The following is a 25,186-nucleotide window of genomic DNA, read 5'->3' on the forward strand; positions in this document are numbered from 1 at the left end:
AGGGACAATTTGTGTTGTCCCTAAATTGTATCAGAAAAAAAAGTAATACGAAATGAAAAATATCAGCATTTTAACTTTTGGTTTGGCATTGTTGGCTTCGGCTTGTACAATGGAAAGTAAACAGGCAATTCTAAAAACAGATAAGAATTTAACAGTTCCTTTTCATCCCGAAAAATACCTTTGCTATCAGGCAGAGAATAGCATTTTGGTGGATGGTGTTTTGGATGATGAGGCTTGGCAACAAGCGCCTTGGAGTAGCACTTTCGTGGATATTGAAGGTGATTTGAAAGAAAAGCCTGCAAAGGATACGAAAATTAAAATGCTTTGGGATGCTGATTATTTCTACATCGCAGCCGAATTAAAAGACGATCATATTTGGGGAAACCTGACCCAACACGATGCGGTTATTTTTATGGACAATGATTTTGAGGTTTTTATTGATCCCGATGGAGATACTCACAACTACTACGAATTTGAAATAAATGCTTTAAATACTACTTGGGATTTGATACTCACAAAACCATATCGTGATAATGGTTTCTCGATTGATAGTTGGGAGATTCCAGGTATAAAATCGGCTGTTAAAATTTATGGAAGTATCAACAATCCAAGCGATGTTGATGAGAAATGGACAGTAGAATTGGCTTTTCCTTGGAAAGTGCTGAAAGAATGCAATACTCCATCAGCGAAGCCTGTGGATGGAAGTCAATGGAGAATTAATTTTTCACGCGTTCAGTGGATCACCGAAATTTTGGATGGCAAATACGTTAAAAAGAAGGATGCAAACGGAAAAAGATTGCCTGAAAACAATTGGGTTTGGTCTCCGCAAGGAGTAATTGCCATGCATAATCCTGAAACATGGGGATATGTTCAGTTCTCGACACAAACTAATGATGCTTCTTTTGTTGAAAATGCCGATGAAGAGGTTAAGTGGGCATTGCGTCAGCTTTACTATCGCGAAAAAGCATATTTGGAAGAAAATAAATGCTTTACGGATCGTTGTGAAGCTTTGCGTCTTGAGGAAGTAGAATTTTCAGGTGCATTTAAGCCTGAAATTACGCTTTACCAAGAAGGATTTGTAGCAACTTGTCCTTCCTTGTCGCAGCAAGGGTCTTGGAGTATTCAACAGGATGGTAATATTTGGTTTAGTAAAAAATGATTATGAGATTGAAAGGAATTGCAATTTTAGGTTTTGTAAGCTGTTTGTTGTTTACAAGTTGTGCAGAACATCTTGTAAGCGATAAAACAAAACGAAGCGAAATTCATCAGAAATTCGAACAGAGAAGCAAAGATTTATTGCACAATCGCCAAGCTCAATTATTGGATGTTTTCAATAGTAACTTGACACAAAAAGAAGTGGATGCTCTTGAGTTTTTGTATGCCTACGAAACTTTGAGTGACTTGTGTAATTATGATTCAGAGCATTATTTGCAGCAGGTTCGATATGCTTTTAAGGCTCAGGAAACTTTTAGCTGGGGTAAAAAAGTAAGTGAAGATGATTTTCTCCATTTTGTATTGCCTCCTCGTGCGGGTACCGAAAATATGGATTCGGCTCGTGTGGTTATTTTTCATGAGCTGAAAGACAGGCTGATGAATTTAAGTATGAAAGAGGCGGCTCAGGAAGTGAATCACTGGTGTCACGAAAAAGTGACTTACACAGGAACCGATGGCAGAACATCGGCACCCCTTGCCTGCATCAGAAATGCCAAAGGTCGTTGTGGTGAGGAATCGGTTTTAACTGTTACCGCTTTGCGAGCTGTGGGCATTCCTGCTCGTCAGATTTATACACCTCGTTGGGTTCATCAGGACGATAATCACGCTTGGGTAGAATTTTGGGCCGATGGCAAATGGTACTTTACCGGAGCTTGCGAACCCGAAGCAGAAGTGAATCAAGGATGGTTCGTTGAACCTTCGCGCAGAGCCATTCTTACGGCGACTCAAACGCTAGGGCATTATAATGCTTCAGATGTGATTTATGAGAGAGATAATTTTACTCGTTTGAATCAGATTGCGAATTATGCAAGTGCTAAAAATATTTTTGTAAAAGTAAAAAATGCGCAAAATAAGCCAATTGAAGAGGTTGAAGTTGGTTTCTTGGTTTGTAACTATGCCGAATTGTACAATTTGGCCAGTCTAAAGACAGATGCTCAAGGAATTTGTAGTCTTAAACTTGGACTTGGTGATGTTGTGGTTTGGGCAACTAAAAATGAAGAGTTTAGTTTTAAGAAAATTTCAGTTGCCGATACAGATACACTTAGTTTGGTATTGAACGGAAGTGATTTTTCCGAAAGGGTGATCGATTTTGATTTGGTACCGCCGGTTAAAAAAGCACCTTTGAAATTCTCGGCAGAAGGCAGAGAAAAGAACAAAAAAAGATTGGCTGTAGAAGATTCCATCCGAAAGGCTTACGAAAAAACCTTTATGAATCAGGAGGAAGCTTTTCTTCTTGCTAGTAAGGAGCAACTTGATAGCACGCTTGTTTGGCAAAAAATTAAAAAATCGAGAGGAAACTGGGCAAACATCAGTCGATTGATTCAAAATACACCTTCCGAAATGAAGAAATGGGTATTTCCTTTGCTTAACGCGATATCAGAAAAAGATCTTAGAGATGCTTCTTCTGATATATTGCTGAGTCACATGATGCATTCTTCGGCCTTCGAGAAGCAATGTTCCGAAAAAGAATATGCCGATTATATTTTGAATCCAAGAATTGCCATGGAGCAATTATCAGCTTACAAAGCTTACCTAAAAACAAGTTTCGATGATGAATTTTGGACGGAAGTAAAAAAGAATCCTGCGAAAGCAGAAGAATGGATTCTCTCTACAATCAATATCAGTAAAGCGGAAAATTATATTTGGGTGCCTTCTACGCCTAAAGGGGTTTTCGAGATGAAAACTACCGATTTGGGTAGTGCAAAAGTTCTTTTTGTTGCTTTGTGTCGAACTGCTGGTATTCCTGCTCGAATCGATCGGGTGACTCAAATTGCTCAATATAAAAAAGACGAGCAATGGGTGAATGTTTATTTGGGCGAAAAACAGGCAGAAAAAGAGGATCATTTTGGAAGCATTAGTTTGCACACTAGTTCTGATGAGGTGTGTAAGTACGCAAAGCAATTTAGCTTGGCAAAATTCGAAAATGGTTTTTATAAAACATTGGAATTTCCTTTTAATAAGGATGTGAAAGATTTTCCTAAGAATATCAGTTTGGCTGTAGGTAACTATTTGCTTCTTACGGCTGAGCGGGAAAATGATGGTACTGTGCTCAATCGACTTTCTTTTTTCACTGTGAAAAAAGATGAGCATAAGCAGATAGAACTTAGCATACGAAGCGAAGTAAAACCTTTGGAAGCTTATGGAAAATATTTCCTACCCAACAATTTAAAAGCAATTGACGGGCAACCAGAGCTATTCGAATCTTGTTCCTTGAATAGGGGAATGGTTGTTATTTGGATCGATCCAGATAAAGAGCCTACCAAGCATGTTTTGAAAGATTTGGAAGAGGTGAAAGACTCTTTCGATGAGCTTAGCATTCCTTTTGTGTTTGTGCTGCCTCAGGATGTGAGAGCAGAGCAATTCGAAGCTTCGGATTATAGTTTGCCGGAGAATTCTCATTTTGTTATGGGAGATGAATTGCTGCCCAATTTTGAAAAGACATTAGGCAAAAACTTTCATCAGCAACTGCCAGTAGTCACCTTTTTAACCACAAACAACGAAGTGTTCTTTTTGTCTTCGGGTTACAAAATTGGTGTTGGCGATGAATTATTAAAATCGATAAAATAGGTTAGAACAGATTTATAAATTAGAGAGATATGAAACGTAACAGGTTAACATTCTTTTTGTGCAGTGGACTAATTTTAATGGCCCTTATGTCCGCGTGCAAAACAGAAAAAGCAGATGTAAAGGAAAGGCCAAATATTTTGTTTATTATGAGCGATGATCATTCGTACCAAACCATTAGTGCCTATGATAATCGATTTATTGAAACACCAAATATCGATAGAATTGCCAAGGATGGTGTGGTTTTTACAAATAGCTTTGTAGGAAACTCCATTTGTGGTCCAAGTAGAGCTACCATGTTAACTGGGAAACATACTCACATCAATGGGCAGATTAATAATGATGTGACCTTTAATGGTACGCAGGAAACATTTCCAAAGCTATTGCATCAATCGGGATACCAAACTGCATTAATTGGAAAATGGCACTTGAAAAGTGATCCAACAGGTTTCGATTATTGGAGTGTAGTTCCGGGGCAGGGACAATATTATAATCCTGATTTTATTGAGATGGGCGTGGAAAAGCAATACGAAGGTTATGTGACTACTTTGACTACTGATTTTGCGATTAAATGGCTCGATAAACAAAGAGATAAGAGTAAACCATTTTGTTTGTTGCTTCATAATAAAGCACCTCACCGTACCTGGGAACCAGATACCGCTTATTTAGACGATTTTGAGGATAAAACTTTTCCTTTACCAGATAATTTCTTCGATAATTATGAAGGACGTCAGGCTGCAGAAGAACAGCATTTAAGCATTCGTGCAAATGATATGGATTTGTTTTACGATCTAAAAATGCAAGATCCTGAAGGTGAAATAAAATCACGTTTCCCTTGGTACAAAGGTCATACTACAAGAATGAACGACGCTCAGAAAGCAGCTTGGGATGCGCATTACAATCCAATTGCTGAAGACTTTAAAAAACAGAATCTTAGCGGTGAGGAACTTTACAAATGGAAGTATCAGCGTTACATGAAAGATTACTTGAGCTGTATTAAATCGGTTGATGAAAATATTGGTCGAGTGTTGGATTACCTTGAAGAGCAAGGTTTGGCTGATAATACATTGATTGTTTATACTTCAGATCAAGGTTTCTACATGGGTGAGCATGGATGGTTCGATAAGCGTTTTATGTACGAAGAATCATTCAGAACCCCACTGTTAATGCATTTGCCTAAAGGCTACGAAAAAAGAGGTGAAATTTCAGAATTGGTACAGAATATCGATTATGCTCCTACTTTTCTTGATGTGGCAAATGTTAAAGTGCCAAATGCAATTCAGGGTGTTTCTTTAAAGCCGTTGTTTCAGAAGGAAGAGCCTAAGGAATGGAGAAAAGGATTGTACTATCACTATTACGAATTTCCGAATGAACACATGGTGAAGCGTCATTATGGAATAAGAACTGAACGTTATAAATTAATTCATTTTTATAATGATATTGATGTATGGGAATTGTATGATTTACAAAACGATCCACAAGAAATGCACAATCTATATGGACAGGCTGATTATGAAACGATCACTCAAGATTTAAAATCTCAATTAAAAGAATTGCAGGTAGAGTATCAGGATGTTGATCAGACCAATTATTAGATAATATAGCTTTGTAATACACATTTGCCAATTATTTAGGCAGTAATTGGCAGGTGTGCTTTGCAAAAGATTCAGGGGATATTTGAACTTTTCATAAGCGTTTTTATAAAAAGATAGGAATACTTTGCTATATTTTTATAAAAGAATTTGTTTGAAAGGTTTTAATAATGTAATCTTGTATTGTTAAATTTAAAGGGGCAAAATAGAACATGGTATACTGGGATTCCGAAATTCAAAAAGGGCTGATTGGACATGATAAAAAAATGTTTCTGAGTAAGAAACAAATTATAAAATATTTATACCGAAATGGAACATTATCGGGCGCTAAAATAGCGAAAAAACTTAATCTTAGCTCTCCAACAACCCAAAGTTATTTGAATGAGTTAATTAAGGAAAATATCATCGAATATCGTGGAAAAGGAAAATCAATAGGAGGAAGACGTCCCAATATTTATGGTTTGGTTAAAAATTCAGTCTATCTGTTAGGAATTGATATTAGCCAAAATAAGTTTTCGGTTGCTATTTATAACAATGAACTTCAAAATATATCCGGTATTCAAACCAAATCTCTAAAATTAGGGAATGACCTTTCTGCAATTGATACTATTTATGAATTTGCCAAAGCATTGCTTATTAAATTTGAGATTGAGGAGAAAAAAATTATGGGTGTTGGCATTAATATGCCTGGACTAATTGATTCTGATTCGGGAATTAACTATTCTTATTTGTATGCTCCTGATGTTTGCTTGCGCGATGCTTTTCAAGAAAAATTTAAATTTCCAGTTTATATTGAAAACGATTCAAAAGCTCGTGCTTTGGCCGAATTGCGTTATGGAATTGCCAAGGAATCTAAAAATGCACTGGTTCTTCAGCTCGATTGGGGACTTGGAATAGGGATGATTTTTAATGGAAAGTTATACAAAGGCAATTCGGGTTTCTCTGGAGAGTTTAGTCATATCTTAATCAATGATGATGGTCCTTTGTGTATCTGCGGAAAACGTGGATGTTTGGAAACAATTGCTTCTGGAAGAGTTCTTGTGAGTAGGGCTTATGAAGAGTTAGACAAGAATGTAAATTCTGCACTTCATCAAAGCAGACTTAGTAACAACGGACAATTAACACCTGATGATATTGTGAAAGCAGCAAAGGAAGGCGATCAGCTGGCTTTGTCTCTAATTAATAGTTTCGGTCAGAATTTGGGCAAAGGATTGTCTTACCTTATTCAAATTTTAAATCCTGAATTAATTATCCTTGGAGGAACCATTTCACAAGCAAACGAGTATCTTTTAACGCCTATCAACCAATCTCTTTTTAGCTACTGTATTCCTAAATTAAGAGAAGATACGAGCATAAAAATCTCTCAACTTGGAATTGAATCCGGAGTTTTAGGAGCTGTTTCGGTGGTATTGGAACATGCCATTAACGATTATTAAAAAAATAGTAGAAGGGCAAAACTTGATTCATTCTCGTTTATCCTTTTCTACAGAATAGAAGGTGTTGCAGAATGAGCAACACCTTTTTTTATGCCTCACCTTCTGGAAAATGGAATTCTCTTTAGCGCAAGGCATTTTTTACTTCATGCCAAACTCTTTTCTGTATTTTGCTGGCGACACTTTCGTAATTTGTTTAAAGATCCGAGAGAAGTGATATCGATCGGCAAACCCTGTCTTACTTGCAATTTCATCAATTTGGAAATCGGAATGGTGAAGTAAAATACACGCTTTGCCTATTCTTTTTCCCTTCACATATTTTTGAGGCGACATTCCTATTTCTTTGGTAAATAGTCGTGTAAAGGCATTGGTGGCCATGCTGGCTTGTTGTGCTAAAATTGCATTATTTAACTCCTCGTTGCTATTGTTTTCTATAAAGTTAAGAACCTCCAAAATGCGGTAGTCTTTTGTAATTAAATTCCAGCTTTCCTCAGGCAAATCAGACAGCAGATCACTGATTAATGATTGAATGGCTAAAGTGGAATAGAAACTAAATCGGGTATGCTCATAGTTTAGGTGTCGTTTGATTACCTGTAGTTTTTCTTTCAAGTGATCGGTTAACTCATAACTAAATACACCTGGAGAAATATTATCGTAGGGAATTCCAATGTTAAAATGAATGAATAAATGCAAAATGAATTGTTCGGCATGAAGTTGCTGTTCCGATAAAGAAGCACTTATTCTGCCTCCAATTAAGGAGTAACCAGTTTCAGGGATGATATTATCGTGCAAGCGGGTAGAATAGGAGGTGTTGGGTGCAATCATCACTATTTTATCAGGCGTTAATGCGTATTCTTCGCTGTTATATAAAAGAACAGCGCCCTTGTAACTATTGTGGTAAATGCGCCAATAGGGGAAGGATAGCTCATTAAATTCCCAATTCTGAAGCCACCAGTATCGACAACAATGCAGGTTTATATTATAATTCGGAAACCATTGCAATACATCAGAGGGATCTCCTTTGTCAGGCACTTTGGGATAGTTTTTCATAGTGAAAATGTTAGAAACAGATACAAATATAACTGAATTAAACATTTTCTATTTCATTAAATGATGGCAAATTTGTAAAGGAGATAGTAAAAATATAATTACAAACAAAAAAATAAGATAAAATGGCTAACAGGCTCATTGGCGATTTGCCAAAAGTAGGAATCAGACCCGTAATCGATGGCAGAGAAAAGGGAGTAAGAGAATCTTTAGAGGTTCAGGTAATGGATCTTGCAAAAGCTGCAGCAAAATTTATTCAAGATAATCTGCGTTTTCCAAGTGGTGAGAAAGTAGAATGTGTGATTGCTGATACTTGTATTGGTGGTGTTGCCGAAGCGGCCATGTGTGCTAATAAATTTAAAAAGGAAGGCGTTGGGGTTTCTCTAACAGTGACTCCTTGCTGGTGCTATGGAACTGAGGTAATGGATACAGATCCTATGTTGCCAAAAGCAGTTTGGGGATTTAATGGTACCGAACGTCCGGGAGCAGTTTATTTAGCAGCGGCTTTGGCAGGTTATACACAAAAAGGCTTGCCTACATTTGGGATCTATGGTCGCGATGTTCAGGAAGCTGGCGATATCAATATTCCTGCTGATGTACAGGAAAAACTGTTGCGATTTGTGAAATCGGCTCTTGCAGTAGCTCAAATGAACGGTAAATCATACCTGTCTATTGGATATAGTTCAATGGGTATTGCAGGTTCAATGGTCGATTCTAATTTCTTTCAGGACTATTTAGGAATCAGAGCTGAGTTTGTAGAGTCGGTTGAAATATTACGTCGTATTGATGAAGGCATTTACGATGAAGAGGAATACCAAAAAGCGTTAGCATGGACCAAAGAAAACTGTAAAGAGGGAGAGGATCCAAATGCTCCTGAAGCACAAGCTTCTGCTGAAAGAAAAGCAGCTGAGTGGGAAACAGTCGTTAAAATGACTTTGATTTGCCGTGATATGATGATTGGTAATGAGAAGCTTGTTGAAAAAGGATTTAGAGAAGAAGGTTTAGGAAGAAATGCAATCTTAGGAGGTTTCCAGGGACAGCGTCAATGGACCGATTATCAACCAAATGCCGATTTCACCGAAGCCATTTTAAATTCATCTTTCGATTGGAATGGAATTCGTCAGTCTTATGTTTTTGCAACCGAAAACGATAGTTTAAATAGTGTATCCATGTTATTTGGACATCTATTAACGAATACAGCCCAGATTTTTTCCGATGTAAGAACTTACTGGAGTCCAGATGCTGTTAAGCGTGTAACAGGAAAAGAATTAACTGGCTTGGCTGAAAATGGAATCATTCACTTGATTAATTCAGGATCTACAACTCTTGATGCTACCGCACAACAACGCGATGCCGAAGGAAACCCAGCTATGAAAGCTTTCTGGGAAATTACTGAAGCGGAAGCTCAAAAATGTTTGGATAAAACTGATTGGCCACAAGCTGATAGAGGTTATTTTCGTGGAGGGGGTTATTCATCACGATTTAAAACTGAAGGCCAAATGCCTGTTACCATGTGCCGTGTAAATATGGTAAAAGGCCAAGGTCCTGTTCTACAGATTGCTGAAGGATGGACAGTAGAATTACCAGAGGATATTCATTCTGTTCTGGATGTTAGAACCAATCCAACCTGGCCAACTACCTGGTTTGTTCCCAGAACAAATGGCGAAGGTGCATTTAAAGATGTTTATTCAGTAATGGCTAATTGGGGAGCGAATCATGGAGCAATTAGTTACGGTCACATTGGTGCCGATCTAATTACTTTAGCTTCCATTTTAAGAATACCAGTTAACATGCACAATGTTGATGAGGATGATATTTTCCGTCCTAGTGCCTGGGCTTCTTTTGGTACTGATAAGGAAGGATCAGACTATAGAGCTTGTGCTACCTACGGTCCGCTTTACGGAATGAAGTAGTTAAGTTGAAAAATAGAGTATTAAACAGGTGTAGAAGTTATTGCAATTTTTACACCTGTTAGTAACTAAAGTTCTGATATTGGAAAATTGGAGAACCATAGAATAGGAAAAATGATACAGAAAGATATAGCCATAGTTTTCGATTGTGGAGCAACAAATGTGAGAGTGATTGCAATGGATAAGTTAGGGCAAATATTGTCGTCCTATGCGATGCCTAACGAAACTGATGATGATCCTCATTTTCCCGGAGGAAGAATTTGGGATTTGGATAAATTATGGGGAAAATTGTGTACGCTCTCAAAAAAAGTAACTGCTGAGATAGATCCACAGCGAATAGCAGGAACAACAGTAACTACTTTTGGTGTAGATGGTGCTTTTACCGATGAAGAAGGTGAACTTTTATACCCAGTGGTTTCCTGGCAATGCCAACGTACTGAATCCATTCTGAAAAACATCGAAAAATACATACCTCTGCAGGAGCTTTATAAGATTACGGGTGTTTATCCTTATGCCTTCAATACCATAAATAAAATGATCTGGTTCAAAGAAAATCGTCCAGATATTTTGGAAAAATCTCATCGTTTCTTATTTATGCCTTCATTACTCATCAATAAATTATCGGGAGCAATGCAAAACGATGCCTCGATGATGGGTACTGCTATGATGGCGGATCTTGGAAAACGTAAGTTTTCACAAAAAATATTGAAGACAATTGGATTGGATGAAAAAACTTTTGGTCCTATTGGAGAACCAGGAGATCAAGCGGCCTGTGTTCATAACGAAGCTTCTGAAAAAACGGGTTTACCAGAAGGAACACCTGTCTTTTTGACTGGGCACGATACTCAATTTGCCATATTCGGATCCGGAGCACAACTGAATCAGCCTGTGCTGAGTTCTGGAACCTGGGAGATTGTAATGACTCGTAGTGATTCTTTTACGGCCTCTAATAACGAGCTGGAAAATAATTTAACCATCGAAATGGATTCAATTCCAGGAGTGTATAATATTGGTCAAAACTGGTTGAGTTCTGGTGTATTGGAATGGTTTTCAAGAAACTTTTATCCCGATTTGAGTGGTAATGAGTTGTATGCTAAAATGATCGGGGAAGCGGAATTGGAATTGCCAGGTGCAAATGGTGTTTCTGTCGATCCTGCCTTTTACGACGACGGAACAAGTATGAACAGTGGAACGATTACTGGTCTTACTATAAATACCAAACGAAGCCAGGTGTATAGAGCATTTTTAGAAAGTTTAGCCTTTCGACTTCGAGAAGGATTAGAAGCTTTAGAGAGTGCAGGAAAATTTAAAGCAGAACGAATAATATGTGTCGGTGGAGGATCGAAAAACAGACTATGGAATCAGTTAAGAGCTGATGTTTGTGATACTCCAATACAATTAATCGACCAAAAAGAAACTACAGTTTTAGGAGCATCAATGTTTGTGTTTGCTGGAGCAGGAGTTTACAAGTCGGCTAACGCAGCACGTCAAAAAATATCGTATAACCCTCAAGTTATTAAGCCATCTAGTAATAAAAAAGTATACGATCAGCTTTATAAAAATTACATAAAATTTAAAAAACAGTAATTCATATTAATATGCTAAAAGGAATATCACCTATTTTAAGCCCTGATTTACTCTCTGTTCTGTATAAAATGGGACATGGAGATGAAATCATATTGGCCGATGCTCACTTTCCCGGAGAAAGTTTTAATGGTAATGTATTGAGAGCTGACGGGATAAAAATACCAGATTTATTAGCTGCTATTCTACCATTGTTTGAGTTAGATCAATATGTAGATAATCCATTAGTTATGATGGATGCTGTTCCAGGAGATACACTTGACCCAACTGTTGAACGTAGTTATTTGAAAAGTATTCGAATAACAAACCCCAATGCTAAACCTGTAGAAAGAGTAGAGCGTTTTGCTTTTTATGAGCGAGCTACTAAGGCTTATGCAGTTGTTATAACAGGTGAAACGGCTAAGTATGGAAATATCATTTTGAAAAAAGGGGTAACCCCAATATTAACTTCTAAACCTACCAATTGTGAATAGCTCGTCTAAAGTCGTAGAGAAAAAATATCTGGTATCATTTATCCTTATTACAAGTATTTTTGCTTTATGGGGATTTGCCAATGATATTACAAATCCCATGGTTGCTGCATTTAAAACGGTAATGGAGCTAACAAACACCAAAGCTACTTTAATTCAATTTGCCTTTTATGGCGGATATACTACAATGGCTATTCCTGCTGCATTGTTTGCGCAAAAGTATAGTTATAAAAAAGGGGTTTTACTAGGTCTAGGTTTGTATGCCTTAGGAGCTCTTTTGTTTTATCCTGCTGCTCAGTTTCAAATGTTTGGCTTTTTTGTAGGTTCATTGTACGTATTAACTTTCGGACTTGCTTTTTTAGAAACCACATGCAATCCATTTATTCTTTCGTTGGGATCAAAAGAAACAGCTACTCGTCGATTAAATTTAGCACAGTCCTTTAACCCAATGGGATCTTTTATTGGGATGACTGTTGCTGCAAGATTTGTTTTGGCAAACTTAAATGCTGATAAACATTTTGATGCGGCAGGGAATAAAATAGATTTCTCAACATTAGATGAGGCTACTAAAGCCTTGGATAGGTTGCACGATCTTGCTGTAATCAGAGATCCATACGTAGCATTAGGCCTTGTTGTTCTTGCTATGTTAGTGGTTATTGCGGTGGTTAAAATGCCAGTGACTGATCATCAGGAAGAAATGCATCCTTTGCAATCAATGAAGAGACTGTTCAAAAACAAAGTATATCGTACAGGTGTTATTGCCCAAATTGCTTACGTGGCTGCACAAATCATGTGCTGGACATTTATTATCCAGTATGCTGAGAATTTAGGATTAACAAAAGAAGCAGGACAGTATCATAATATGGTTGCCATGGGAATGTTCATTGTTAGTCGTTTAGCGAGTACTTTTATTTTGAAGTACGTAAATGCAAGTAAGCTTTTAATGTGGTTTGCCATTGGTGGAATTACAACAACGGCAGGAGCAATTCTTATTGTTGGTTTGCCTGGTTTATATTGTTTGGTTGCTACATCGATATTTATGTCTTTAATGTTCCCAACAATTTACGGTATCGCATTGGGAAATGTGGGGCAGGATACAACCTTAGGATCTGCAGGCTTGGTAATGGCTATTGTAGGTGGAGCTATTATGCCAATGTTACAAGCTATGATTATGGATTTAGGTACAGTAGGATTTCTACCTGCAGTTAATGCATCCTTTATTTTGCCATTATTGTGTTTTGTTGTTATAGCATTTTATGGTAGGTATTCGAGTAAAGTATTAGCTATAGCTTAGCTTTTTATAGATGTTTTGTTGTGATGATCCTATACAAAAATAGGACATGGGCATATAAAGCGGAATAGTAAATTAGTAATAAAATTTTAAAATAATATAAGGGTTATGAATACATTGACAAATTTACCAGAAGGAGTTCAAAAAGAAATAGATAAGGTTTCTGAAATAGCTGGATACCTTTGGGATAGAGAATGGGCAGAACGAAATGCCGGGAATATTTCAATCAACTTAACTGATTACTTTAAAGGAGTAGAACTTAGCAATCCAGATCGATTTTTCGAATATGATTTTCCAAAAAATGTTGCTGGTTTAGTTGTATTTATTTCAGGAACAGGATGTCACCTTAGACACTTAATTAATCGTATCGAGGAAGCTGCTTGTATCTTGAAAATTAATGATGATGCAACGGGTTATTCAATTGTTTGGGGAGGTAAAAAAGAAAACTTCGGACCTACCTGCGAGTTGATTTCTCACGTAAAAATCCATCAATTTAATAGTGTAAATAATCCTACACATAAAGCCATTGTTCATACACATCCAATCGAGTTAATCGTGATGAGTCATCATCCTATTTTTAACGATCAGGAGAAAATGAACCATTCTTTATGGAAAATGTGTCCTGAAATTAAAGTGTTTGTGCCTAAAGGAGTGCATTGTACACCTTATGCTTTATCAAGTTCTGAAGATTTAGCTGATAAAACCATCGAAGGTCTTAAAAATTATAATGTATCGCTTTGGGAGAAACATGGTGCAACCGCAACAGGAGAAGATGCTGAAAGAGCTTTTGATTATTTAGATGTTGCCAATAAAGGAGCGAAGCTATTGCTAACAGCTTGGGCAGCAGGATTCGATCCTGATGGTTTAAGTAAGGATCAGTTGACAGAATTGGAACAATTTATTTAAACGTATTATACTATGTGAAGAGGCTTTTCCTAAGGACTGCCTCTTTTTTTTAAAATTTTTATACAATAAAGATGTTAGAGAAAAGAAGAATTTATTTACCACCCTTAAGTTTGGTTGGCCCTGGAGTAATTGCCGATTTGGCTGAAGAAATTAAAGATTTAGCAGTTAGTAAAGTACTTGTTGTAACCGATAAAATCTTAAATGAATTAGGCGTAGTAAAAAGCGTTACCGATTTATTGGATGCTCAAGGAGTGAATTTTGTAGTTTTCGACGAAGTAAAACCGAATCCAACCTGTGCAAATGTTAATGATGGATTAGCTGTTTTTAAAGAAAACAAGTGTGATTTTATCTTAACTATTGGTGGAGGATCTCCTCAGGATTGCGGTAAAGCAATCGGTATTTTAGCGACTAATGGTGGAGAAATTAAAGATTACGAAGGAATCAATATTTCTAAAAAGAAAGCGACTCCAACTGCAGCTATTAATACAACTGCAGGAACCGCGAGTGAGGTAACCATTAACTACGTAATTACCGACGAAGAGCGTAAGGTAAAAATGGTAATGGTAGATAAAAACTGTTTGGTTTCTATTGCCGTTAACGATCCTAAGTTGATGTTAAACAAACCTGCTGCATTAACCGCAGCTACAGGTATGGATGCACTTACTCACGCAATTGAAGCATACGTAACAGTTGGGGCTTTTCCTTGGTCTGATCATATGTCCTTGTACTCAATTCAGTTAATTTCTGAAAGCTTACGCGATGCAGTTAAAGATGGTAAAAACCTGGAAGCTCGTAGTAAAATGGCCTGGGCTCAGTTTATTGCCGGACAAGCTTTCTCCAACTGTGGATTAGGTTTTGTTCACTCTGCGGCTCACCAATTAGGGGGACAGTACAATACACCTCATGGTGTAGCGAATGCTGTATTATTGCCACATGTTGAACGTTTCAACCTTTCTTCATGTCCAGAGAAGTTTGCGAAAATTGCGGTAGCAATGGGTGTTGACACAACCGGAATGAGCACACAGGAAGCTGCAGAATCGGCATTAGATGCGATTACTAAATTATCAAAAGATGTGGGAATTCCTGCTAGTATTAAAGAATTGGGTGCCAAGCCTGAGGATTTTGAGCTAATGGCAAAAAATGCATTGGCCGATGTATGTACAGGAGGTAATCCTAAAGCGGTGTCTCTTGAAGATGCTGTGAAAATATATCAGAATGCATACTAATCCAAATCTACAGTAAAAAGAGAGGTGAAGTTCATTTGAACTTCACCTTTTTTTATGCTTTTTTCTTAACGATGGGAATCCAAATTTCCTCTTCTGAACATGGATCATTGTTCTTGTATTTTACTCCTAGAATTTCAAAATGGGGTTCATCTCTTAACTCATAATCCGAATTTGGCAGCCAATCAGAATAAATAAACTTGAAAATACTCGGATCAGCATTGGAACCTTTGTGAGTAAAAACGGCAAACTCTCCAGCATTTATTTTAAATGTCCTCATGCCTTCTGGCAGATAGTCTAATTTAGCGACCTCTACACAAGCCCATTTTTCAAATTCGGTATTCGGATTAAAAGAATCAAAATAGCCGTCAGGATAGTTCTGTAGAGAAATGAAATCTGAATTGATTCGGTGTTTGATTTGATTTCTTTCTTGCATGAAGCTTTTCCATAGTTCGGAAGTCTTATTATTTGTCAGGCTCATCTTCATGTTTTTGCCTACTAATGTTTTTTCGTCGATGATTTCAATTCTGTTTAGCATACTTTTAGGCTGTTTTGCGAACTAAAATAGGAATTTAAGGGGAAAGGTTCAAAAACGATATTTTCGAATGTTATTTCGATTCTAAATGCAATTTGAAAAGGAAGGTAAGTTTCATTTAGAACATTAGTTTTTATTTCATAAAAAAAGCATCAAAGTTTTATCAACTTTGATGCTTTAAAAGCGGAGAGAGAGGGATTCGAACCCCCGGTACGTTGCCGCACAATAGTTTTCAAGACTACCGCATTCGACCACTCTGCCATCTCTCCAAAAAATGAGCGGGAAACGAGACTCAAACTCGCGACCCTCAGCTTGGAAGGCTGATGCTCTATCAACTGAGCTATTCCCGCATACAAGAAACTCTTTTGTTTCTTGGTAATGTGTTAAAGTGGGAAGAGCAGGATTCGAACCTACGAAGACGATGTCAGCGGAGTTACAGTCCGCCCCAGTTGGCCACTTTGGTATCTTCCCAAATGCAATGTTTTTAAAGAACTTTGTTTCTTGATTGCGGATGCAAATATAGGGGCTTTGGTAGAATATACAAGGCCTTGCCGAGATTTTTTTTGAAAAAAAACGAATTATTTATCTAAGTGTTTGATTACCTAGGAAATATTTTTGCAATCTTTTTTTGAAAGAATTTTGAGTCTCTGGATTTTTTGCTTCCAGAGCTTAATTAATTCGAATAAGGAAAGAGAATTTTTGCAACAATGCTTGGCTTTTTTTGTTCGGAAGACGAGGATGGATATGAATTCGAATGTGGCATATTCCTATTTTTTAGAATCAATTTTCTTATTAATGGGAAAATTACATCCTTAAGGTTGTTTGGAATGTCATTTATTTTTATTTCCGAACGGAGAGTTTTCTTCTAAATATACTGTGATTCTATACGGAGCGAGAAATTAATTTTAAGGGTTGCTATTTTGCCAGAGTGAGTGTTCTGGCTAAAATATGTTGTTTTTATTTTTGAAGGCGTTTAAAATAGCTTGGAGAGCTTCGAAATCCTATTTTATCTCATCTATGCACTCTATGTTATCCTTCCTTGTATAAGAGAAATACAGGTAAATAAAAAGAGGATGTCCATTTGGACATCCTCTTCACTTATATGATTTTTGTTTTATTTGATCATTGCTTTAGCTCGGATAATGTATTTTTCAACATCACGAGCTTCTGCCGATTTCGAAAAGTCAGTTTCGATACTTTCATAAGCAGCAAGTGCTTTTTTGTAGTCGCCTAACATTTCATAGGCAAGACCTGCTTTTTGCAAATAGATAGGAGTTGTAAAATCATTTGTATTAAATGAACTTGCATCCATATAGTTCGAAGCAGCTTTTTCAGCATCTCCTAATTCCATGTAAGCATCACCAATAGCAGCTTTCGAAAGAGCACTTAGTAAAAAATCATCAGAGCTAAATTTTTTCAAACAATCAACAGCTTTTTGGTATTCACCCATTCTTAAATAAGATATTCCTGCGTAATATTCCGAAAGATTTCCTGCTGGTGTTGATCCGAATTCATCAATGATATCTAAAAATCCAGGATAATTCTCATCTCCGTTTAAGGCAAGATTAAATGAATCTTTCTCAAAATATCTTTGAGCTTGGAAAATTTGATTTTGAGCACGTTCGTTAAGTGGAGCTTTGTAGTATTTTTGATAAGCAAAAATAGCAACTGCTATTACGACGATAACTAATGCGATTGTAGTTAGTTTCTTCTGATTTTTCTCAATATATTGTTCGGTTTTACTTAGCGCTTCTTCTAAATTTTCAAAATTATCCTCAGATACCTGATTGTTTTTATCTTTTGACATGCTCCTATAAATTATTAGTTTTATTTTTTCTAACGCAAATGTAATTTTTTTTGTGAAATATAAGACATTTTTTCTTTAAAAAATGAAGTGGATATTTTTGATTATTGATAGAATGAAATAATTAATTCAAATTGATTTAATTTCTTAATTTTGCAGCATACACCTAATCCTTTCATGCATGTATCTGGAAAAATTATCCCTCTTAAATTATAAAAATATACTTGATTTAGAATTGAGTTTTTCACCGAAAATCAATTGTTTTATTGGGAATAATGGAATGGGGAAAACCAATTTGTTGGATGCTGTATACTATTTAAGTTTTTGCAAGTCGTTTTTTTCGGTGAGCGATCAGCAAAATATTAATCATAACGAGCAGTTTATGGTTTTGGAGGGCAATTACCAACGGAAAGAATTGAATGAATTGGTGTATTGCGGTGTGAAACGAGGGCAGAAGAAAAATTTTAAACGAAATAAAAAGGAATACAAAAAACTTTCCGAACACATCGGATTGCTACCAATTGTCATGGTTTCTCCGGCAGATGTTAGTTTGATTACTGATGGTAGCGACCAGAGAAGAAAGTACATGGATAGTGTAATTTCACAATACGATCGGAAATATTTAGAAGATTTGATACGTTACAATCGTGTAATTCTGCAAAGGAATAAATTGTTGAAAGATTTTGCTGCAGGAAGCCGTTTCGACGAGGATACCTTAAGTATTTGGGATGAACAAATGATCGTTTTAGGTTCTTCTATTTATGAAAAAAGGAAAGATTTTTTGTGCAAACTAATGCCTGTTTTTCAGGAGTATTACCAAAGCATCTCCTTAGGAAACGAAAGTGTAAATCTGGAGTATAAATCTCTTTTGCATGAAAATTCCCTGCGCGATTTGTTGATTAATGCCCGTTGGAAAGATCAGGTTTCCCAGTATACTACAGTTGGAATTCATAAGGATGATTTGGAGCTTACTTTGGATGGATACCCGATGAAGAAAATGGGTTCGCAAGGACAGCAAAAGACCTATTTAATTGCTTTGAAACTTGCTCAGTTTGATTTTATCAAGCAAATTGCAGGATTTAATCCGATTCTTCTGCTCGATGATATTTTCGATAAATTGGATTCACAGCGAGTAGAACAAATTGTAAAACTGGTTTCAGAAGAGCGATTCGGCCAAATATTTATATCCGATACAAATCGTGATCATTTGAATGAAATTCTTTCTAGTATGAACCTTGAATACCAATTGTTTGTAATCGACAAAGGTGCCATTGTAAGCGAAGCAGTATGAGACGAAGTCAGACACAAAAAATAGACGATTTAATTCGACAGGTGCTGAAGGAAAATAACCTGGATGGCCGCTTGAAAGAGTACGAATTGGTTAATTCCTGGGAGAAAGTGATTGGCAAAACCGTAGCCAATGCAACCACCGAAATTTACATTCGTAACCGAAAATTATTTGTTAAGGTTCGTTCGTCGGTAATTCGAAACGAGCTATTAATGATTAGAGAAGGATTAATGCGAGCTTTAAATCGTGAAGTGCAGGCAAACATTATCGATGAAATTATTGTGCGTTAACAATAACGCGCATCCAGAGATTCTTAATGCGCGTTTGGTAAAAGTGTTCAATTTTAACCTGCTAATGTTTTTTTAGAACATTTCCGTTCCCGAGAAATGAAATGCTCCTTCAATACAAGCATTTTCATCGCTATCGGAACCATGAACTGCATTTCTCGACATCGATTCGGCAAACTCTTTACGAATTGTTCCTTCCTCTGCTTCTGCAGGATTGGTTGCTCCAATTAATTTTCTAAAATCAGCGACAGCATTGTTTTTTTCCAGAATGGCGGCCACAATGGGGCCAGAGCTCATAAAAGTAGTAAGGTCGTCATAAAATGGTCTTTCCTGATGAACTTCATAAAATACCTTCGCTTGATCTTTGCTGATTTTTGTGTATTTCAAAGCTACGATTCGGAAACCAGCTTGGTTAATTTTTGCCAGAATAGCTCCTATGTGTCCATTTGCAACCGCATCTGGTTTTATCATGGTAAAAGTTCTATCGCTTCTCATATTTATAGTATAGTTAAACGTTTCACATACAAAAATAAGGAAACTCATCAGCTGTGCAATAGTTTCTGCGTAAAATAGAAAATTGTATTGGTCGATTTTTCTTTCGTTTTTTAATGGCAACTGATTTGCAAATTGATTCAGGATCAGCATCTACTTTTTAATCATCTATTGTATCTTTGTCTCTTTATTTTATTCAATCCAAGAGAAAACAAATGAACGATTTGCTAAATAGAATTGATAAAGAATTGATTAAAAAGGCAGAATTATTGCTTGACGAATCCACTCAAATTTCAATTATCCCACATTCCGGACCCGATGGCGATGCGCTCGGATCTTCCCAGGCTTTGTATCAGTACCTAATTAAAAAGGGAAAGAAAGCTCAAGTCATTAGTCCTAGTGCTTATCCAGTTTTTTTACGTTGGTTGCCCGAGAATTCCAAGGTTTGGATTTATACCAATGGAAAGAAAAAAGCAGAAGAATACATTCGTTCATCGGATCTGATTTTTATTGTAGATCATAACTCTTTGAAGCGTTCTGGCGATTTGGAAGCAGTGCTTGAAAAAGCAAAAGCAAAAAAAATCATGATTGATCATCATCCCGAACCAGAGCAAATTGCTGATGTAATGTTTTCGGATACTCAAATGTGCTCGACTTGTGAGATGACCTACGAATTTATTGAAGCTTTGGGTGATGAGGATGTAATTGATACTGATATTTCAGAATGTATTTATACTGGAATTATTACTGATACCGGAGGTTTGAGCTACAATTCATCTCATGCCAGAACCTATCAGATTGTAGGACATTTAATTGCCAAAGGAATCGATAAGAGTAAGATTCACTCCAATATCTACGATAATTTTTCTCCCGACCGAATGAAATTATTAGGCCATTGTTTGGATGGAGGCTTAGAGGTTTTGCCAGATTATCAAGCGGCAATTATCAGCTTAGGCAAGGAGGATCTGCTCCGTTTTAATTATAAAGATGGCGATACTGAAGGTTTTGTGAATTATCCTTTGTCGATTCAGGGAATGCTGATTTCAGTTATTTTTATTGAAAAAGATGATATGGTGAAAATTTCTTTTCGCTCAAAAGGCAATGTGCCTATTAATATTGTGGCTCGTGATTTTTTTAATGGAGGTGGGCATATGAATGCTGCAGGAGGTAGATCTGAACTAAAGTTACAAGAGGCAATCGATTTATTTAAAAAGGTTTTGCCAAAATTTTATAAGAGCTTAGACCAATAATTATATTCATTGTTTTTTCAATGAAACTTGCAGCGCAGACTTTTGATCTGCGCTGTTTTTGTATGTTTGTTATTTTTCCTGATGAATTAGAAAAATACAAGGACGTTTGTGAAGGTCTGGAATATTGTTTTTCCATGCTTTAACAGACATGGTTTTGATGTATTCTGTTTCCAAAGTAATGTCAACAGCAATGCAAAGTTTGGTTGCTGGATTACAGTTCTGAAGTAAATCTTCAAGCATTTTCATGTTGCGGAAAGGTGTCTCAATAAATAGTTGAGTTTGTCCTTCGTGCAGCGAACGACTATCGAGTTGCTTTATTTTTTTACCTCTGTCGCCACTCTGAATTGGAAGGTATCCGTTAAAAGCGAAATTTTGTCCGTTAAATCCCGAGGCCATCAGGGAAAGAAGAATTGAAGAAGGTCCCACCAAGGGAATCACCTGTATGTCTTTGGTGTGAGCAATTTTTACAACATCAGCTCCCGGATCTGCCACACCCGGACAGCCAGCCTCCGAAATAATTCCCATATCGTGTTCTTTTAAAACGTCTAAATACGAGGAAATATCTTTGGGCGAAGTGCGCTTGTTAAGTTCGTAAAAACTTAGCTCATCAATATTTATCTCCCGATTTACCTTTTTCAAATAGCGACGTGTCGTCCGAATATTTTCTACAATAAAATGTTTAATATCTGGAATTAGTCTTTGGATTTGATTTGGTATTACCTGATCGATTTCGGTGTCTCCCAAAGTAGTTGGGATTAAAAAAAGTTTGCCTTTCATTGCTGATATATTTTTGGCAAATGTACAAAATAAGTCTTTCACTCATTCCTTCTGTCGCTTCAAATGCATTTTTCTTATCTGTATTCATTCTGAATAATTTTGAGGTTCTTTTTAATTGTTACATCTTTGCTGTGAATCAATAATCTTAATTTCAATATGCAACAATGGGCTTCTAAAATAATATTAAATCGAAACTTTATTCTTGTTTTGGCAGTTGTTTTGGGATTGCTGATTCCTAATGGAGCTCATTGGTTAAAAGACTATACTTTTTACATTTTGGCTTTGGTAATGACATTTTCAACAACGGGGATTTCAACAAAGGCCATGTTTCCATTAAAAGAGATGATTGTGCCAATGTTAATGGCTTCCTTTTTGAATTACATCGTTTTTGGTGCTGTAATTATTAGTTTGTCGTATTGGTTAATGCCTACTCCTGAGCTATTTCTTGGTTTTGTGGTAATTGCCGCAACTCCGGCAGGGGTTGCAGTGATTCCTTTTACTCATATTTTAGGTGGTGATTTAAAGTACGCGATTGTTGGGGTTTTGGGAGCTTTTATTTCCTCTGTGTTTTTTGCTCCCCTTGTGATTGGCCTTTTTACCGATTCGGATGGGGGAATTAATTCAATGCATCTTTTTATAATGATGGTAAAGTTGGTGTTGCTTCCGTTGCTGATATCCAGATTGTTATTGTGGAAGCCAATTCTGCCTGTTGTAGTGCGGGTGCGTGGGCGAATTGTTGATTGGGGGTTTGCTCTGTTAATTTTTACTGCTGTAGGTCTCAATCGGCACGTATTTTTTTCTAATTTTGATGTACTCTTTTGGGTTTCGTTGGTTTTATTCGTGAGCATATTTGTTTTAGGCTGGCTCTACGAATTATTTTGCTGGAAGCTGGCTATTTCAGCACCTGTGGCCGTGGCACAAAATTTATTGCTAACTATTAAAAGCTCGGGTTTTGCAGTGGTAACGGCATTGAGTTTGTTTGGAACCGAGGCGGCTATTCCTTCAGCGGTTATGGCAGTATTCGTGCTCATGTATTTGCTCTATTTGTCCATCCGTAAAGAGTATTTTAAAGCTAAATAAACTGTTTTATTGGGCTGACTCAGATTAGATATTCGTATGTTGAAATTAACTTTTTTAGGAACCGGAACTTCGCAAGGAGTTCCCATTATTGCCTGTAAGTGCCCTGTTTGTTTGTCTAAAAATCCGAAGGATAAGCGTTTGCGTTCTTCGGTATTGATTCATGTCGATGGTCAAAATTTAGTGGTCGATTCTGGTCCTGATTTCAGATATCAGATGTTGCGAGCCGGGGTCGAGAATATTTCTGCAATTCTTTTCACTCACGAGCACAAGGATCATACAGCCGGTTTGGATGATATTCGGGCCTTTAATTGGGTCAATAAAAAAGCCGTTGCTATCTATGCCGAAAAAAGGGTGCAGGAATCCTTAAAAATGGAATTTTCCTATGTTTTTGCGGATTTTAAGTACCCCGGGATTCCTCAAATGAAGCTTATCGATTTAAATAATGAGCCTTTTCATATCAATGGAACCAGCATACAGCCTATTCGGGTGAGGCACCTAAAACTTCCGGTTTATGGATTTAGAATTGGCGACTTGGCTTACATTACCGATGCGAATTACATTTCGGCAGAGGAAAAAGAAAAACTGAAGGGCTTAAAAGTTTTGGTTTTGAATGCTCTGCGAAAAGAAAAGCATCTTTCGCATTTTACTCTTGACGAGGCACTTGCTATTGTTCGGGAATTGAAGCCTGAGAAAGCTTATTTAACTCACATTAGCCACCAAATGGGCTTTCACGATGAGGTGCAAGCTCAATTGCCTGATAATGTATTTTTAGCTTACGATGAGTTGGAAATAGAGGTTGACTAAGGGGCTACTTCGTGTTGCGTTTTTCTGTTAGGCTCATTAGTATCACACTTATTCCGCCACAAAGAAAGAAAATGATGCCAGCAAGTACCAGTGCCGATGAGAGACTAAAATGATCGGTGTACCAGCCAAGAAATGGACCAATAATGGCAAAACAGATTCGAATGATGAAGTTTCGAAGCGATAGTACTGTTGCTCTCATCTCCGATTGGGTGATCTGATTGATGTAGTTTTTAAGCACAGGAGTTGCAATTCCTCTCACAAAATAGAAAAAGAAGAACACCGCTACTCCTACCATGGAATGAAACAAACCACTAAACAGAAAGCCTGCTGATATTCCCACAACAATAAAGAATGAAGTCTTCGTTTTGCCTAAGTAAGCTTCTATTTTATAGGCGTAAAGAGCTACAAAACCTACGGTCAGGTTAAGTAGAGTCCAAATTACACCAATGGTACTAACTTCTAAATGTAAATCTCGAAGGTAGGGCTGAATGAACCAGGCAAGTGTGAGTGTGGCACAGCCAATAACCGATGAAAGAACAATATTCCAACGCAACTGAACATTGTCCCAAAGAGAGAATTTTACAATGCTTAGGATATGCTGGAAACCAACTTTAACTTTTGCCGTATTCTGATTTGGATCGATCAAAAAAATAGATGCAGGAATGGCAGTGAAAGCAATGAACGACTGAAAAATAAAGGGAGTTCTCAGGCTGATGAGCGCTAAGCTTCCGCCAGCAATTCCTGCCAGAGCTTCGGCAAAATTACCAACCGACATAATTCTGCTTTCCTGTTTCAAATATTCCTTTTCTTTTTTCATTTTCAGCAAACTATCATATAGCATAGCTGAATCGGAGCCAGAAATAAAGCTACTACCAATTCCCAGTGTTAATTCTGCCAATAAAAAACCGCTAAAATTAGAGGTGAAGGAATAAATGATAAAACCAATACAGCCTAAAATGGAACCTAAAATCAATGATTTTTTGCGTCCCCATACATCAGCAATGTAACCCGATGGAATTTCCAGAATAACCACCGCCACGGAATAAATTCCTTTTAGAGTGAGTACGTCTTGCATGTTCAAACCATTTTCCTGATAAAAAAGTACAATAATAGGCATGGTGAGCATGAACCACTTAGAAATCTTTATCAGATAAAGTTTTGGAATGTTCCCGGAAATTGATCTTGTCATGGTGCGCGTTTGAGTTGCAAAGATACTCGCACAAACGAAATAGAAAAACCCTGCACTTCATTGATGGGAAAATAAAGCCATATTATTTGTGCAGGTTCAAGGGGTGATGATGTTTTTACTGCTGATTTTCAGAAGGGACTTGTTTTTATGGGCGAAATACGCTTTAGAATACCGTTTTTACCGGATAGCTTGTTGCAAATAATAAAATGCAAAGACCTTATAGACTGTATAAGAGCTGGGGTCTAAGCTCTTACTTGTGTGTGGGTGATTTTTACTGAAAAAAAACAGTCATTTATTTGCTTGGCAAAGCAATAAATACCTATATTTGCATCGCCTTTTAAGGGAATGGTCCAGTAGCTCAGTTGGATTAGAGCAATAGCCTTCTAAGCTATAGGTCCCAGGTTCGAGCCCTGGCTGGATCACTCATTTTTTTAAAGGCAATAAGAA

General features: G+C 37.0%; 21 protein-coding genes and 4 tRNA genes. 16 read left to right on the top strand and 9 right to left on the bottom strand.

What is annotated here, in order from left to right:
* Window positions 1-52: 52 nt before the first annotated feature.
* The 4 genes from ABYT26_RS05515 (at window position 53) to ABYT26_RS05530 (ending at window position 6,805) form a co-directional block, all read left to right on the top strand.
* The gene (locus tag ABYT26_RS05515; RefSeq protein WP_372751895.1) at window positions 53-1,159 is read left to right on the top strand and encodes a carbohydrate-binding family 9-like protein; all 1,107 of its coding nucleotides are present in this window, start codon (window positions 53-55) and stop codon (window positions 1,157-1,159) included.
* Between the two features lie 2 nt (window positions 1,160-1,161).
* A complete protein-coding gene (locus ABYT26_RS05520) occupies window positions 1,162-3,780 on the top strand; it encodes a transglutaminase domain-containing protein (protein WP_372751896.1) in 2,619 nt (872 codons plus the stop codon).
* Window positions 3,781-3,809: 29 nt separating this feature from the next.
* Window positions 3,810-5,372 carry a sulfatase gene (locus ABYT26_RS05525; RefSeq protein WP_372751897.1) on the top strand — a complete coding sequence of 521 codons (1,563 nt, stop codon included), beginning with the start codon at window positions 3,810-3,812 and terminating at the stop codon, window positions 5,370-5,372.
* 209 nt (window positions 5,373-5,581) lie between these two features.
* Entirely contained in the window at window positions 5,582-6,805 is a 1,224-nt protein-coding gene (locus tag ABYT26_RS05530; RefSeq protein WP_372751898.1) for an ROK family transcriptional regulator, read from the top strand.
* A gap of 138 nt (window positions 6,806-6,943) precedes the next feature.
* Here ABYT26_RS05530 and ABYT26_RS05535 read toward each other — a convergent pair whose 3' ends face one another.
* Window positions 6,944-7,852, bottom strand: a complete 909-nt coding sequence (locus ABYT26_RS05535) for a helix-turn-helix domain-containing protein (protein ID WP_372751899.1) — start codon at window positions 7,850-7,852, stop codon at window positions 6,944-6,946.
* 122 nt (window positions 7,853-7,974) lie between these two features.
* On the opposite strand from ABYT26_RS05535, the gene ABYT26_RS05540 reads away from it, so the two are divergent.
* The 6 genes from ABYT26_RS05540 to ABYT26_RS05565 all read left to right on the top strand — a co-directional run bounded on the left by ABYT26_RS05540 (window position 7,975) and on the right by ABYT26_RS05565 (window position 15,236).
* Window positions 7,975-9,762 (top strand): L-fucose isomerase, encoded by a 1,788-nt coding sequence (locus tag ABYT26_RS05540; RefSeq protein ID WP_372751900.1) that lies wholly within the window; start codon window positions 7,975-7,977, stop codon window positions 9,760-9,762.
* Between the two features lie 111 nt (window positions 9,763-9,873).
* A complete protein-coding gene (gene fucK, locus ABYT26_RS05545) occupies window positions 9,874-11,346 on the top strand; it encodes an L-fuculokinase (RefSeq protein WP_372751901.1) in 1,473 nt (490 codons plus the stop codon).
* Window positions 11,347-11,357: 11 nt separating this feature from the next.
* Complete coding sequence (gene fucU / locus ABYT26_RS05550; RefSeq protein ID WP_372751902.1) at window positions 11,358-11,816, top strand: L-fucose mutarotase; 459 nt, start codon at window positions 11,358-11,360, stop codon at window positions 11,814-11,816.
* Entirely contained in the window at window positions 11,809-13,107 is a 1,299-nt protein-coding gene (fucP, locus tag ABYT26_RS05555) for an L-fucose:H+ symporter permease (protein WP_372751903.1), read from the top strand. Before fucU ends, fucP begins: the two co-directional genes overlap by 8 nt.
* A gap of 105 nt (window positions 13,108-13,212) precedes the next feature.
* Window positions 13,213-14,010, top strand: coding sequence for a rhamnulose-1-phosphate aldolase (gene rhaD, locus ABYT26_RS05560; RefSeq protein WP_372751904.1), 798 nt, complete (start codon window positions 13,213-13,215; stop codon window positions 14,008-14,010).
* Between the two features lie 71 nt (window positions 14,011-14,081).
* Window positions 14,082-15,236 (top strand): iron-containing alcohol dehydrogenase, encoded by a 1,155-nt coding sequence (locus ABYT26_RS05565; RefSeq protein WP_372751905.1) that lies wholly within the window; start codon window positions 14,082-14,084, stop codon window positions 15,234-15,236.
* A gap of 52 nt (window positions 15,237-15,288) precedes the next feature.
* Here ABYT26_RS05565 and ABYT26_RS05570 read toward each other — a convergent pair whose 3' ends face one another.
* The 5 genes from ABYT26_RS05570 to ABYT26_RS05590 form a co-directional block, all read right to left on the bottom strand.
* Window positions 15,289-15,771: a GyrI-like domain-containing protein gene (locus tag ABYT26_RS05570; RefSeq protein ID WP_372751907.1), complete on the bottom strand. Its 483-nt coding sequence runs from the start codon at window positions 15,769-15,771 to the stop codon at window positions 15,289-15,291.
* Window positions 15,772-15,952: 181 nt separating this feature from the next.
* Window positions 15,953-16,037: transfer RNA gene (locus tag ABYT26_RS05575), tRNA-Ser, on the bottom strand.
* A gap of 8 nt (window positions 16,038-16,045) precedes the next feature.
* Window positions 16,046-16,118 (bottom strand) — tRNA-Gly (locus tag ABYT26_RS05580).
* Between the two features lie 39 nt (window positions 16,119-16,157).
* Window positions 16,158-16,239 (bottom strand) — tRNA-Tyr (locus ABYT26_RS05585).
* A 643-nt stretch (window positions 16,240-16,882) separates the two neighbouring features.
* Window positions 16,883-17,575, bottom strand: a complete 693-nt coding sequence (locus tag ABYT26_RS05590) for a tol-pal system YbgF family protein (RefSeq protein WP_372751908.1) — start codon at window positions 17,573-17,575, stop codon at window positions 16,883-16,885.
* Between the two features lie 178 nt (window positions 17,576-17,753).
* Between ABYT26_RS05590 and ABYT26_RS05595 the strand changes: the two genes are divergently transcribed.
* Both ABYT26_RS05595 and ABYT26_RS05600 read left to right on the top strand, forming a co-directional pair.
* Window positions 17,754-18,863, top strand: a complete 1,110-nt coding sequence (locus ABYT26_RS05595; RefSeq protein ID WP_372751909.1) for a DNA replication/repair protein RecF — start codon at window positions 17,754-17,756, stop codon at window positions 18,861-18,863.
* On the top strand, window positions 18,860-19,150 hold the full coding sequence (locus ABYT26_RS05600) for a DUF721 domain-containing protein (protein WP_372751910.1): 291 nt from the start codon (window positions 18,860-18,862) through the stop codon (window positions 19,148-19,150). The genes ABYT26_RS05595 and ABYT26_RS05600 overlap by 4 nt, the downstream gene beginning before the upstream one ends.
* A 72-nt stretch (window positions 19,151-19,222) precedes the next feature.
* On the opposite strand, the gene ABYT26_RS05605 is transcribed toward ABYT26_RS05600, so the two are convergent.
* The gene (locus ABYT26_RS05605) at window positions 19,223-19,642 is read right to left on the bottom strand and encodes a nucleoside-diphosphate kinase (protein WP_372751911.1); all 420 of its coding nucleotides are present in this window, start codon (window positions 19,640-19,642) and stop codon (window positions 19,223-19,225) included.
* A 212-nt stretch (window positions 19,643-19,854) separates the two neighbouring features.
* Here ABYT26_RS05605 and ABYT26_RS05610 point away from each other — a divergent pair, with 212 nt between their 5' ends.
* Window positions 19,855-20,889 carry a bifunctional oligoribonuclease/PAP phosphatase NrnA gene (locus tag ABYT26_RS05610; protein WP_372751912.1) on the top strand — a complete coding sequence of 345 codons (1,035 nt, stop codon included), beginning with the start codon at window positions 19,855-19,857 and terminating at the stop codon, window positions 20,887-20,889.
* Between the two features lie 69 nt (window positions 20,890-20,958).
* On the opposite strand, the gene ABYT26_RS05615 is transcribed toward ABYT26_RS05610, so the two are convergent.
* Window positions 20,959-21,666, bottom strand: a complete 708-nt coding sequence (locus ABYT26_RS05615; RefSeq protein ID WP_372751913.1) for an SAM-dependent methyltransferase — start codon at window positions 21,664-21,666, stop codon at window positions 20,959-20,961.
* 156 nt (window positions 21,667-21,822) lie between these two features.
* On the opposite strand from ABYT26_RS05615, the gene ABYT26_RS05620 reads away from it, so the two are divergent.
* Window positions 21,823-22,746, top strand: a complete 924-nt coding sequence (locus ABYT26_RS05620) for a hypothetical protein (RefSeq protein WP_372751914.1) — start codon at window positions 21,823-21,825, stop codon at window positions 22,744-22,746.
* 36 nt (window positions 22,747-22,782) lie between these two features.
* A complete protein-coding gene (locus ABYT26_RS05625) occupies window positions 22,783-23,550 on the top strand; it encodes an MBL fold metallo-hydrolase (RefSeq protein ID WP_372751915.1) in 768 nt (255 codons plus the stop codon).
* Window positions 23,551-23,554: 4 nt separating this feature from the next.
* On the opposite strand, the gene ABYT26_RS05630 is transcribed toward ABYT26_RS05625, so the two are convergent.
* Entirely contained in the window at window positions 23,555-24,739 is a 1,185-nt protein-coding gene (locus ABYT26_RS05630) for an MFS transporter (protein WP_372751916.1), read from the bottom strand.
* A 347-nt stretch (window positions 24,740-25,086) separates the two neighbouring features.
* On the opposite strand from ABYT26_RS05630, the gene ABYT26_RS05635 reads away from it, so the two are divergent.
* A tRNA-Arg gene (locus ABYT26_RS05635) sits at window positions 25,087-25,161 on the top strand.
* The last annotated feature ends 25 nt before the right edge of the window (window positions 25,162-25,186 follow it).

Origin of the sequence: Labilibaculum sp., assembly GCF_041595635.1 — a bacterium.
Taxonomy (GTDB): Bacteria; Bacteroidota; Bacteroidia; order Bacteroidales; family Marinifilaceae; genus Labilibaculum.